This window comes from Bradyrhizobium sp. LjRoot220 (genome assembly GCF_964252915.1).
In the GTDB taxonomy this organism is placed as follows: Bacteria; Pseudomonadota; Alphaproteobacteria; order Rhizobiales; family Xanthobacteraceae; genus Bradyrhizobium.
Genome location: NZ_CAXUPS020000005.1, coordinates 35,894 through 48,466 on the forward strand (window position 1 = coordinate 35,894; position 12,573 = coordinate 48,466).

Here is a 12,573-nt window from a genome sequence, read left to right on the forward strand (position 1 = left end):
CCACGACCTCAAGCCGAAGCCAGCTTCGTTTCGTCGATGATGCCGAGCAACGGCCGCAGCTCGGCAGCGGGCCGCGGCTTGCTGAACAGATAGCCCTGCATCTGGGTGCAGCCGAGCTTTTTCAGCAGGGCTTTCTGCTGTTCGGTTTCGACGCCTTCAGCGGTCGTGATCATGTTGCGCGACGTCGCAATGTTCACCACCGCCTGAACGATCGTCGCCGAACCATCGACCTCGATGTCGCTGACGAAGCAGCGGTCGATCTTGATCTTGTCGAACGGGAAGCGCTTCAGATAGCTCAATGAGGAGAACCCGGTGCCGAAATCGTCGAGTGCGATGCGGACGCCGATGGCGCGGAGCTGGTGCAGGATCTCCAGCGCGGTCTCGTCGTCATGGATCAGGACCGCCTCGGTGATTTCGATCTCCAGCCGGTCCGGCGGCAGGCGGGAGATGACGAGTGCGCCCATGATCCGGAGTGCGAGCGTCGGGGACTTCAACTGGACCGGTGAGACGTTGACGGCAAGCCGGATGTGAACCGGCCAGCTCGCGGCCTCGATGCACGCCGTCTGTAGCACCCAATCACCGAGCTCGTTGATCAGGCCGATCTCTTCCGCCAGCGGGATGAATTCCGCCGGCGAGACCATGCCGCGCTCGGGATGGCGCCAGCGCAGCAGCGCCTCGCAGCCGGCCACCTCGTTGCTGCCGAGATCGAGCACGGGTTGATAGTGGATTTCGAAACCGCCATCGACCATCGCCTGCCGCAGGTCCTGTTCCATGGTCAGCCGCGCCTTGGCGCGGGCATCCATCACCGGCTCGAAGAAACGATGGGTGCGGCGGCCTTCGGCCTTGGCGCCGTACATCGCCAGATCGGCGTTCTTGATCAGTTGATCGAGATCGGTGCCGTCCTGCGGCGCGAGCGCGATGCCGATGCTGGCGTCGGTCGAGAGTTGATGGCCGAGGCATTGATGCGGCTGCCGGATTGCCTCGTGGACACGCGTCACGAATTCGACGACGTCGTCGTGGTCGCCGGCCGCGGTCTGGATCACTGCAAACTCGTCGCCGCCGAGCCGCGCAATGAGGTCGGTCGGCTTGATACAGTCCTTGATACGGGAAGCGACGGCTTTCAACAGCTCGTCGCCGACATGATGGCCGAGCGAGTCGTTGATGCCCTTGAATTCGTCGATATCGATATAGAGCAAGGCGAATTGTTCGCCGCTGGCGGCCTTCTGCAGCTCACGCTCGATCTGCTCGCGGAACAGCACCCGGTTCGGCAGGTCGGTCAGCGCGTCGTAATGCGCGAGATGGGCGATCTTTTCATCGGCACGGCGGCGCTCGGTAACATCCTCGACGACATGGACGATGTAGCTGGGCTCGCCGGCCTGATTGCGAATTCCGAGCCGCCTGGAGGTGATGCAGCGCCGACCCATCGCCTGGGTTTCCCAGAGATGCTCGTCCTTGAACAGGCCGTCGGCGGATTGCAGCGCCTTGTCGTCGTCGGCCGTGACGATCTCGGCGGACGCTTGCGGAAACACGTCGAAGGCGGTTTTGCCGATGATGTTCTCGCGGGAAATGCCGAATTGAGTCTCGGCCACGCGGTTGGCCAGCGGCGGTCATGGGCCCCCTTCACGGTGATCTGCGAGGGGATGTGATCGATGATCTGGCTCAGGAAGGCATGGTTGCGGTCGCGTTCCTGCTCGAGCTTGCGACGCTCCGTGATGTCTTCGATCGTGGCGATCCAGCAGCCATGCGGCAGTGGCCGGCTGATGGCCAGAAAGGTCCGCCCGTCCGGGCACAACATCATGCTGTGGTCGACGTGGCCCTGTGCGATATTCGCCAGGACGCCGGAACAGAATTCCTTGACGTCACCACCGAAGGCCCCCCGGTCCTTGCGGTGCTGGATCAGGTCGTGGAAATGGCAACCGGGCTTCGCGATGTCCGGCGACAGGGTGAACATGTCGATGTAGCGCTGGTTGACGGTGACGATGCGCGCGGACGCGTCGTACATTACCAGGCCCTGGATCATGTTGTTGAGTGCGGTGTCGAGCCGGTGCCGTTCCGATTCCAGCCGCTGCTGGGCCTCTGTGCTTTGCCGGGTTATCTGCCGGATGATGAAGAACAGGATCAGCGCGATCGTCGATGCCGACAAGATGGCGGTGCTGACCAGGAACCTGGTTTGGGCGCGCCAATCGGCCAGCGCGGCGGTGATCGAGTTGGTTGCGACGACGACGATCGGGAAGCGGCTCAACTGGGCTGCGGACCCGAGCCGGTCCCGGCCGTCGATCGGGCTCTTGACGCGCAGCGTCTGCTGACCGCCATGCGTCAGGACACGCTGCAGCAGCGGCGCCGTTTTGAAGTTTTGTCCGACCAGCTGCTCGACGTGCGGGTAACGCGCCAGCAAGGTGCCGTCGGCGTGAAACATCGAAATGGCGGCATCCCCGCCGATCGCGACGGAAGCAAAGAATTTTTCGTAATTGGACGGGTTGATGCGCCGCGTCATGACGCCGAGGAACACGCCGTTCTCCCCGTTCAGCCGATGCGCGATGACGGTGTTCAGATTATTGCCAAGCAGGCTGCGGACCGCCTCGGTTCGGACAGCAGGCGAGTGGGCATCGAATTTGAAGGCCTTGAAGTAGGCACGCTCGGAGATGTTGAGGGTCGGCGCCGGCAATGGTCGCGACCAACTGATCATCTCTCCATTCGGACCATAGATGGAAATGTCGCCGAGATAGGACAGGACCCCGGCCTTGGATCTCAGGATTTCATGGGCTTCCGGGCTTGAAATCCACTCCCGGAACGCTTCAGGCGAAGCAGCGCCGGAAACGCGCAGCCGGGAGATCACGTCGTTCGCGATGGTGTCGGAATCCTCGAATTGCTGGTCGAAGTGACGGGTCAGCAGCAGGACGGTGTTTTCCAGCTCGCGCTCGCTGTTGGCCAGCGCGCGCTCGCGGAATTCCGCCACCATCATTATCGTGCCGGCGAAAATGGCCGCAACCAGCAGCGCCCCGCAAACGGTCAGCCACAATACCGGGCCACGGATCGTCGCGCCGAGACGCCGGCTGGCCGCCGCGGCTCGGGAGACGATGCCCTCCAGACCGTGAAACAGAACGCGCATTCCCCCTTCTCCCCGGGAATATTCATACGATGCGCCCATGCCATAAGCCGTTAGGAAATCCGGTTACCTAAGGCTTAATCGGCCCTCTGAGCCGTCATTTTGACGCGGTACTGCGCCACGCGCAGTACAAGGTGGTGCCTTGTTATTTCTGCAACATCCGGGGTCTGGCGATGCCCGGACGCTGCGCAGGCTGCCTCAGCGGCGATAGCCGCTGGCGCGGGAAAAGGCCGGGCGGGTTTCCTGGGTCGGGCGGCTCGACAGGCTGGCGCGCGCTTCGCTGGCGAGCGGTGCCGCCGGCCTGAGGTCCTCCAGGAAAATCGGCCTGGAGAAATAATAGCCCTGCGCGTAACGGATCTTGGTCGCGGCCTGCAGATAGGCCAGTTCCTCGAAGGTTTCGAGGCCTTCGGCGATCACCGTCATGCCGAGCGCTTCGCTGAGCGATTCGATCGCCCGCAAGATGCCCTGGCTGCGCGGTCGTAGATGGATGTCGGTGATGAAGGAGCGATCGATCTTGATTTCGTCGGCGGTGATGTCGGCCAGCGCCGACAGCGACGAATAGCCAATGCCGAAATCATCGATCGAGATGCCGACGCCGAGCTTGCGGAAGATCGGCAGGATTTCATCCTGGAAATGGGTCTTGGTGACGAAGGCGTCCTCGGTCACCTCGATCATGAAGCGCTGCGCAAATCCGGTCGCTTCCAGCGCCTGCGCGAATGGCAACATGAACTCGGGATTGCCGGCCTGTTTGGCCGCGACGTTGATGCTGATCGTGGTATCGGCGCCGAAGGTCTCGTTGATCAAGTCGATCGATTTGACGATCTCCGCCAGCACCAGATGGGTCAGTTCGTCGATCAACCCCAGTTCGACGGCGAGGTTGATGAAGGTGCCGGGGGCCTGAATCACGCCCTCATCGTCCTTGAGCCGCACCAGCGCTTCGATGCCCATAACGACCTTGGTGCGGATATCGACCTTGGTCTGGAATGCGCAGCAGAAGCGCTTTTCCAGGATGGCCAGCCGCAGCGATTGTTCGATCTTCATCCGCGCCAGCGCCTCGCGCTCCATGCTGGAGTCGAAGAACGCTGCGCCGCCCTTGCTGCCGTTCTTGACGCGGTACATCGCGATGTCGGCATTCTGGCGCAGCGCGTCGTAGGTCTTGCCGTGCTCCGGATAAAGGCTGACGCCGATCGAGGTCGAGGCGAATATCTCCGAATCGTCGATGAAGAACGGCGCCTTCAGCCGTTGCAGGATGAAATGGATGTACTCGGCGACTTCGCTTTCGCTCTGGATCGGATCGAGCAGCAGAATGAATTCGTCGCCGCTGATCCGCGACAGGACGTCGGATTCGCGCAAATCCATGCCCAGCCGCTTGGCCATTTCGACCAGCAAGGCGTCGCCGATCGCGTGGCCATAATAGTCGTTGATGTGCTTGAAATTATCGATATCGAGAAACGCCAGCGCGAAATGGCCTTGGAATTTGCCTTGGAATTTGCCTTGCAAATTGGCTCGCACCTGATCTTGCATTTGATGTTGGACACCGTCGCGCGCCAGCAGCGTGTTGACGCGGTGTTCGATCACCCGCCGCGTCGGCAAGCCCGTTAGTTCGTCGAAATAGGCCGAGCGGAACAGCGCATCCTCGAACGCCTTTTGTTCGGTAATGTCGGTCGAACTCGAGAGCAGCAAATTGCGTCCGGCGATCTGGATCGGCCGGTGTGAGGTGAGAAATACCTGCCTCGACGGACCGGAGGTCACGGCCTCTTCCAGCGTGGCCGCGCGGCCGCCGCGGAGCAGTTCGAGGCAGGTCTCCTGGCGATCGCTCAATTGCGAGGGCGCAGGCGCTGCCGCGGCCATCTGAAGTAACGCCGCGGCCGCCTCGTTCATCAGCAGGAACTCGCCCTGCTCGTCCTGAACCGTCACGCCGCTCGGGAGCAATCTGAGGACATCCCGCAGAATGTTCAATTCGTTATCAAAAGCGCCCTCGTTACCGGCCTCGATCGCGGCGGGCTGAAGGTCATGTTTATGGGGACTGTGCATGGCCGCCGAAGCTTGCCAAAGTCTCTTGTAGTTTTGGTTAAGTGGAACTGCGAAAAGCCGTGACACTCCTACAAGTCGACACGTTCGGTCCGCACGGCCGCAATCGTCATTAACAGATTGTCAATTCCGGCCGCGGGCAATTGCGATTTGCGCGCTTGGATGGCGTACCCGCGTTCAACTGGCGGGGATACGGCATTGCATCGTGCAATGAACGCCGGTCTTCAGGAAACTGACTTCGGTCGTGCCGTCGAACGAGCGCAGTGCCGATTGCAACAGCTTGGTCCCGAAGCCGGGGGCTCCGACATTTTCAACCGCGGGCCCTTCGGTTTCGTCCCAAGTGATCTTGAGCCAAGCTAAGTTGAGATTGTCGTCCGACACCGACCAGGACACCTGCAACATGCCGTTCGCGGCGGAAAACGCGCCGTATTTCCCGGCATTGGTGGCCAATTCGTGGAAGATCAGCGCCAGGCTGACCGCCAGCTTGGCCGGGAGAAACAGCGGATCGCCGTTCAGGTTGAACCGGACATGGCCGTAAGGTCCAAGTTCGGAGCGCAGCAAATCCTTGATATCGCAACCGCTGCCATCGACCCGTGCGATCAGATCGTCGGTCGCCGACAGCGCGCGGATCCGGTGATCGATGCTGTTCCAGGCCTGCGGTTCTTCATGCAAGACCTGGTGCAGAACCGCGTGAATCGTCGATGTCTTGTTCTTCAGCCGGTGTTGCAGTTCGTCGACGATCAGTTTGCGATATTCTTCCTCTTCGATCAGGCGTCTGGCGATCTGCCGTTGTTGCACGACGATCGTCCGGTAGTGCTCGACGCCCCATATCGTGAGGCCGCAGGCGGCCCAGAAAATCAGCAGCAGCGCCAGGCGCGCGGAATCGGCCGCGGTGCCGCCGAAATCGATGGCGACGCCAAGCGCGCCGCCGGCCAGCGCCGTTGCGGTCCCGATCCGGTAACCGCCGAGGGCGGTGGCAAAGAACACCGCCGGAAAATACGGCGTGAAGAACACGTCCGGGCGGATCTGGGCCAATCCCCACCGCGCCAGGGTCGCCAAAACCAGGCAACAGACCGCAAAGCCGGCGCTGAATGGCGGTGAGGGCTGGGAAATCCCCTGCCAGCCGCGCCTGAACTCGTCGATCAATTTCGTCATCGGTGATGTCACTTCACGTGATCAGCGAATCCAAAATAAGGCCGAGCATACCGGAAATCGGGGGATTTCGTGGTCGTCGGCGACGACCAGTCGGTCCTGCCGTGCTGATCTGCGCGCGATCAGCTCGCTTGCGTTGTTCCCGGAGGGCGGGAATATTGCCGTCAACAAAAACGGGAGGATTGGATGAACCGTCTCATTCACGCGTTAGGCGCATCAGCTCTCTTGGTCCTTGCAGCCACGGCCAGCAGCTGGGCGGACCCGGTGCTCCCCGTGGCTATGACGCCCGAAGAGGTCGGCCTTTCCTCCAGCCAGCTCGCGCGCATCGAGGCGGTGACCCAGAAATACGTCGAAACCGGGCTGGTGCCGGGCGCCGTGATGCTGGTGGCGCGGCGCGGCAAGATCGCCTGGCACAAGACCATGGGCTTCCGCGACCGCGCGGCAAAGGACCCGATGCGGCCGGACTCGATCTTCCGCATCTATTCCATGACCAAGCCGATCGTCTCGGTGGCGGCCATGATGCTGGTCGAGGAGGGAAAGATGCAGGTCAGCGATCCCGTCTCGAAATATCTGCCGGAAATGGGCCGCATGAAGGTGGGCAAAGAGACCATCGAGGACGGCAAACCGACGCTGCAATTGACCGACCCCGCCCGCGAGATGACGGTGCAGGACCTGTTGCGGCACACCTCCGGGCTGATCTACGGCACGCGCGGCAAATCGCTGATCAATGCGGCCTATGTCGAGGCCAGGATCGGCAACCGTGATACCAGCAATGAAGAACTGGTCGCGAAGCTGTCGAAGCTGCCGCTGCGATTCTCGCCGGGCGAGCGCTGGGAATATGGCGTGTCGACCGACGTGCTGGGGCGCGTGGTCGAAGTCGTCTCGGGCAAGACGCTGGGCGAATTCCTGAACGAGCGCGTTCTGACGCCGCTCGGCATGACCGACACGGGCTTCTCCGTGCCGGCCGACAAGCTCAATCGCGCCGCGCAGCCCTGGCAAATGCCGGAAGCGCCGCCGATGACGCCGCGCTTCGACGTGGCGCAAAAGCCCCGTTTCGAATCTGGCGGCGCCGGCCTCGCCAGCACGATCGACGACTACCTTCGGTTTGCGATCATGCTCGCCGATAGCGGCGAATTCGCCGGCAAGCGCCTGCTCGGCAACAAGACTATCGAGTTCATGACGGCGGATCATACTTTGGCACGGCCGGGCCGGCCGCCGGGGCTGGGTTTTGGCCTTGGCTTCGAGGTCCGTACCAGCGTCGGGGATGCCGGCTTGCCGGGCTCGCTCGGCGAATATGGCTGGGCCGGCAACGCCGGCACGCTGTTCTGGATCGATCCCAAGGAGCAGTTGATCGCGATCTACATGGTGCAGGTCGACGACGGCGTCCGCGTCATGCTGCGCAATCAATTCCGGACCATGGTCCAGTCCGCGATCATCAACTAGGCTTCAACAGGTTTCAAAGGGGATCATGAAATGGGACGGCTGAACGGCAAGGTCGCGGTGATCACAGGCGCGACCAGCGGCATAGGGCTGCATACCGCGGAGATTTTCGTCGCAGAAGGCGCGAAGGTCGTCATCGCCGGGCGCCGCGCGCCGGAGGGCGAGGCGCTGGCCAAAAAGCTCGGCGCTGCCTGCATCTTTCGCCAGACCGATGTCACGGTCGAGGAGCAGATGAAAGCGCTGATCGCGCTTTCGGTTGAGAAATTCGGCAGGATCGACTGTCTGTTCAACAACGCCGGCGGCCCGGCCCAGACCGGCGGCATTGAAGGCCTCGAGGTCGATCGCTTCGATGCGGCCATGGCGACGCTGGTGCGCAGCGTGATGCTCGGCATGAAGCACGCAGCGCCCCAGATGCGCAAACAGGGCTCCGGCAGCATCATCAACAATGGCAGTATCGCAGGCAGGCTGGCCGGCTTCTCGTCGTCGATGGTCTACGGTGCGGCCAAGGCCGCCGTCATCCATCTCACCAAATGCACGGCGATGGAGCTCGGCGAATCCAACATCCGCGTCAACTCGATCTCGCCGGGCGCGATCGCGACCGGCATCTTCGGCAAGGCGCTGGGCCTCTCGGTGGAAGCCGCCGAAAAGACCCCGAGTGTGATGCGAGAGGTCTACAAGACCGCGCAGCCGATCCCGCGTGCCGGCCTCCCCGAGGACATCGCGCACTCCGCGGTGTTCCTCGCCAGTGACGAATCCTCCTTCATCAACGGCCACGACCTCGTCGTCGACGGCGCGATCACCGGCGGCCGCAACTGGACCCAGCAGCAGCAGGGTTATGTCGCGCTGCGCAAGGCGTTCGATCAGGGATAGGTAACTCGACCGTCATTGCGAGACCGGATGGCTCGCAATTCGTCAGATAGACTGGGAAGGAGAGACAAGAATGTCCGCAACACTTGGCTTGTTACCCGCTAGCCCGCAAGGTCGTCCGTTTTATCTCGCCATGATCGCCGGCCTCGCCTGCGCCCTCGTGATCGGCAAGACGCTGCCGTCCACGATGGACGCGATCGCGGCGATCATCGAGCCGTTATGCGCGACCAGCGCGCCTTCGGGCTCGACGCTCGATACCGTCGAGCCGATCGGCTCCTATGCGCTGCCGAACGTGCCGGGCAAGCGGGTGACGATCGTACGCGTATTCTACGGTCCCGGCGGGTTTACCCGCGCGCACCGGCACGGCGGCTCCGTCACCGCCTATGTCACCAAGGGTGAAATCCGCTCGCAGCTCGCGGGCGGCGCGGTCGAGACGTTCAAGGTGGGGCAATCGTTCTTCGAGCCGCCAGGTGCCGTGCACCTGATCTCGGCCAATGCCAGCAACACCGAGCCCGCGGAATTGATAGCGGTATTCGTGGCCGATGAGGGCGCGCAGCTCACCACGTTCGTGGATTAGCGGCAGAACCGTAGGGTGGGCAAAGGCGCACTTCGCGCCGTGCCCACCATCTTTCCGACAAGTCGCCTGGAAAATTGGTGGGCACGCTTCGCTTTGCCCACCTACGCGGTTGGTTAGACCGCCTTCAGCACGACCTTCAATCCGTCCCGCGGTTTCGGGATCGGCCACATCTGCCAGTCCGGCTTGTAGCCGGGCTCCAGCGAGACGCTGAGATTCTGCAGGAAATGCCGCGAAAAACATTTCGCCTGCATGTAGGCAAAATGCAGCCCGAGGCACATATGCGCGCCGCCGCCGAACGGCACCCAGGCAAAGCGATGGCGGTTGCGCTGCGCCTCGTCGGTAAAACGCATCGGATCGAATTTATCCGGATCGGGCCAGATCTCGGCCATGTGGTGCGTGAACAGCGGATTGACGCCGACCAGGGTGCCGGCCGGGATCGCATAGCCCTTGAAGGTGAAATCGCGCACCGCGCGGCGCGGCATCGAGGGCACCGGCGGCTTCAGCCGCAACGCCTCCTTGAACGCCATTTCCGACAGCGGCATTTTTTCGAGATTGTCGATGCTGGAGGGATCGTTGGCTTCGATGCCAAGCCCTTTGACTTCTTCGCGCAGCCGCGCCTGCCATTCCGGATGCGCGGCAAGCTCGCCGACGAAGGAGGTTAACGACGATGTCAGCGTGTCATGCGCCGCCATCATCAGGAAACTCATATGGTCGATGACGTCCTGCGTCGACAGCAGCGCGCCGTCCTCATGGGTGGCCTGGCAAAGCTGCGAGAACAAATCGTCGCCGCCGCCCCGCGCGCGGCGGATCGGAATTTGCTCGGAGAAGTAGGCAACGATCCGCTTGCGCCCCGCGACGCCACGGCCCATCTGCGTGAACGGCAGCGGGTATCGGATCGGTGCCACGGCGGCCGCCACCATGTCGACGAAGGCGCGCGTGATCTCGTCCACCTCCGGACCGATGTCGGCGCCGAGAAACGATGTTGCCGCCAGATCGAGCGTGAGCTGCTTCATCGCGGGATAGACCAGCATCTCGCCGGGTTGCGCCTTCCACTGCTGGACGCGCGCGGCAATGCCGCGGTCGAGATCGGTGAGGTAGGATTTCATCGGACCGGATTTGAAGGCGACCGACAGCGCGCGCCGGTGCAAACGATGCTCCTCGAAATCGAGCAGCATCAGGCCGCGCGGGAACAGCCGGCCGAGGATCATGCCCCAGCCGTGGGTCGAAGAAAATTGCTTGGCCTGGTCGAACAGCAACAGTTCGTTGGCCTCGGGTCCGAGCAAATTGATGCTGGTCTCGCCGAACACATGGCTGCGATAGACCGGGCCATATCTGGCATGCATCCGCTCGACCTGCCCCTTGGGGTCGGCGAGCACCTCAAGCGTCTTGCCGATCAGCGGCCAGCCTTCGTCGCCCGGTATGTGCCTGAGTGAACTACGTTTCGGCGGCGTGAGGGTGATCGCGGGGGAAGCCACATGCTGCATCGACATGGCGAGTGCTCCGGTTCGGCTCTGGCCCAGTATATGGGATCGCAGTTACGCGGAGTAGAAAATTCGGAAATGAAGCGCCCGATATCGGTTCGGGCGCTTGAGGCGGCGGCGCGGACAGCATCCGCGCCGCACGGCTCGCCTTACGCCTCACGCCTTGCGCTTGGCGGCTTCCTGCTGCAGGTCCGGCGCGTTGATGGTGGGGATCGCGACCCGCCCGGGGCCGGTGACCGCGAGGGCCGCGGCGGCCTTTTCGTTTTCCATGATCTTGGCCATCACGGCTTGCCCTGCGCGCTCGAACACCGCGCGGTTTTCGACCAGGAATTTCTGCGACTCGCGCAGTCCTTTGACATAGCCGTTGATCTCCGGGATCACATAGCGCGCCACCATGTCCCAGCTGCGGCGGGTATTTTCCGGATTGGCCCAGTCGTGCACGAAACCGACGATGGTTCCGACGCCGCCGGAAACCGCCATCAGATTCTTGATGGTCTTGATCAGGTCGTCGGGCGTGCCGATGGTGGAGGCGGCGGCCTCGCCGCCCGCGGTCTTTTCGAGCGCATCTTCGGGCGAGGTGAACGGCTCGAGGCCCGGCCGCTGCAGCGTGCCGACATTATATTCGTTGTGCCACTTCATCAGCCCGGCGCCGGCCTCGCGATAGGCCTGTTCGCGGGTTTCCGCGATGTGCCAGGAGAGCAGCACTCGCCAGTCGCTCCGGCTCACTGTGGTGCCGGCCTTCTTCGCGGCGTCTTCCGCAAAACCCCATTGCGTCGGCAGCGCCATCAGGCCCTGCGTCGACATCGACCCCAGCGAAATGATGCCGATGCCGTATTTGCCTGCCAGCGTCATGCCCGAGGGCGAAATCTGCGACGCCACCACGAACGGCATGTCTTCCTGCAGCGGCAGCAATTGCAGCGCGGCGTCGTTCATCGTGAACCAGTCGCTCTTGGCGGTAACGCGCTCGCCCTTGAACAGCCGGCGGATGATCGCAATCGCTTCGTCCTGGCGGTCGCGCTGCGTCATCGGATCGATGCCGAGCGTGTGCGCGTCGGAGGCCAGCGCACCCGGGCCGGAGCCGAAGATGGCGCGGCCGCCGGTCATCCAGTCGAGTTGCACCATGCGTTGTGCGACATTGTAGGGATGGTGATACGGCAGCGACACCACGCCGGTGCCGAGCTTGATGCGCTTGGTGCGCTCGCCCGCGGCGGCCAGGAACATTTCAGGCGAGGCGATCATTTCCCAGCCCGAGGAATGGTGCTCGCCGCACCAGAACTCGTCGAAGCCGAGCGTGTCGATCTGCTCGACGAAATCGAGGTCGCGGCGGAATTGCAGCAGCGGATTCTCGCCGATCGGATGATGCGGGGCGAGAAAGGCACCAAATTTAAGGCGCGTCATGGGGGTTTCTCTCCGGATTTATTGTTCTTGAGAAATGCTGGGCCGCAAACTACGGGGTGGGGCAGGGCAAGGCAATCCTCCAAGCCCGCCACCAGCGCATGGTTGTCGCGCAGGTTTGGCTGACATGCCGTCGCCCGGAATTATGCCCATTCACCGCAGGGGACTACGAGGCGCTGGGATTGCCTTACGGTGAGGCGGTTAAGATCGACGTCGCGCCTGTTGGCGTCGACATCGCGCCTGTTGGCGTCGACGGTGCGCTGACCTTCGTCGCCGGCGATACGGTCCTGATCGTCGAGCCCGCCGTCGACGCGCGACCAGGTATCGTCTTGCCGGACGTAGCCATCAATGGCATGCTCGGCAATATGACGTCCAAATGCATTCCGCTCAAAGCACTTTGGTGGCGCTCCTCTTAAGGAGCGGCATGGCGTTACTATTTTCAACGACCTTCGCCGCCGTGATTCGGTGAGCCAAGGTCGTCTTCCGACAAGTCTCCAAATCGCGGCGGCTCCAACCAGGAGAAG

8 protein-coding genes and 1 pseudogene are annotated in these 12,573 nt (G+C 62.7%); 4 read left to right on the forward strand and 5 right to left on the reverse strand.

What is annotated here, in order from left to right; translation table 11 throughout:
- Positions 1-8: 8 nt before the first annotated feature.
- The 3 genes and pseudogenes from ACSQ84_RS21465 to ACSQ84_RS21475 form a co-directional block, all read right to left on the reverse strand.
- Positions 9-3,109: pseudogene (locus tag ACSQ84_RS21465) on the reverse strand (bifunctional diguanylate cyclase/phosphodiesterase).
- A gap of 195 nt (positions 3,110-3,304) precedes the next feature.
- Positions 3,305-5,140: a putative bifunctional diguanylate cyclase/phosphodiesterase gene (locus ACSQ84_RS21470; RefSeq protein WP_436213704.1), complete on the reverse strand. Its 1,836-nt coding sequence runs from the start codon at positions 5,138-5,140 to the stop codon at positions 3,305-3,307.
- A gap of 174 nt (positions 5,141-5,314) precedes the next feature.
- Positions 5,315-6,292, reverse strand: coding sequence for a sensor histidine kinase (locus ACSQ84_RS21475; RefSeq protein ID WP_436213705.1), 978 nt, complete (start codon positions 6,290-6,292; stop codon positions 5,315-5,317).
- 276 nt (positions 6,293-6,568) lie between these two features.
- On the opposite strand from ACSQ84_RS21475, the gene ACSQ84_RS21480 reads away from it, so the two are divergent.
- From ACSQ84_RS21480 to ACSQ84_RS21490, 3 genes are all read left to right on the forward strand, one after another.
- A complete protein-coding gene (locus tag ACSQ84_RS21480; RefSeq protein ID WP_436214080.1) occupies positions 6,569-7,732 on the forward strand; it encodes a serine hydrolase domain-containing protein in 1,164 nt (387 codons plus the stop codon).
- 30 nt (positions 7,733-7,762) lie between these two features.
- Positions 7,763-8,599 carry an SDR family NAD(P)-dependent oxidoreductase gene (locus tag ACSQ84_RS21485; RefSeq protein ID WP_436213706.1) on the forward strand — a complete coding sequence of 279 codons (837 nt, stop codon included), beginning with the start codon at positions 7,763-7,765 and terminating at the stop codon, positions 8,597-8,599.
- Between the two features lie 70 nt (positions 8,600-8,669).
- Entirely contained in the window at positions 8,670-9,173 is a 504-nt protein-coding gene (locus tag ACSQ84_RS21490) for a cupin domain-containing protein (RefSeq protein ID WP_436213707.1), read from the forward strand.
- A 113-nt stretch (positions 9,174-9,286) separates the two neighbouring features.
- On the opposite strand, the gene ACSQ84_RS21495 is transcribed toward ACSQ84_RS21490, so the two are convergent.
- Both ACSQ84_RS21495 and ACSQ84_RS21500 read right to left on the reverse strand, forming a co-directional pair.
- On the reverse strand, positions 9,287-10,663 hold the full coding sequence (locus ACSQ84_RS21495) for a cytochrome P450 (protein WP_436213708.1): 1,377 nt from the start codon (positions 10,661-10,663) through the stop codon (positions 9,287-9,289).
- Between the two features lie 147 nt (positions 10,664-10,810).
- On the reverse strand, positions 10,811-12,052 hold the full coding sequence (locus ACSQ84_RS21500) for an LLM class flavin-dependent oxidoreductase (protein ID WP_436213709.1): 1,242 nt from the start codon (positions 12,050-12,052) through the stop codon (positions 10,811-10,813).
- A 56-nt stretch (positions 12,053-12,108) separates the two neighbouring features.
- Between ACSQ84_RS21500 and ACSQ84_RS21505 the strand changes: the two genes are divergently transcribed.
- Positions 12,109-12,465, forward strand: coding sequence for a hypothetical protein (locus tag ACSQ84_RS21505; protein ID WP_436213710.1), 357 nt, complete (start codon positions 12,109-12,111; stop codon positions 12,463-12,465).
- Positions 12,466-12,573: the final 108 nt, after the last annotated feature.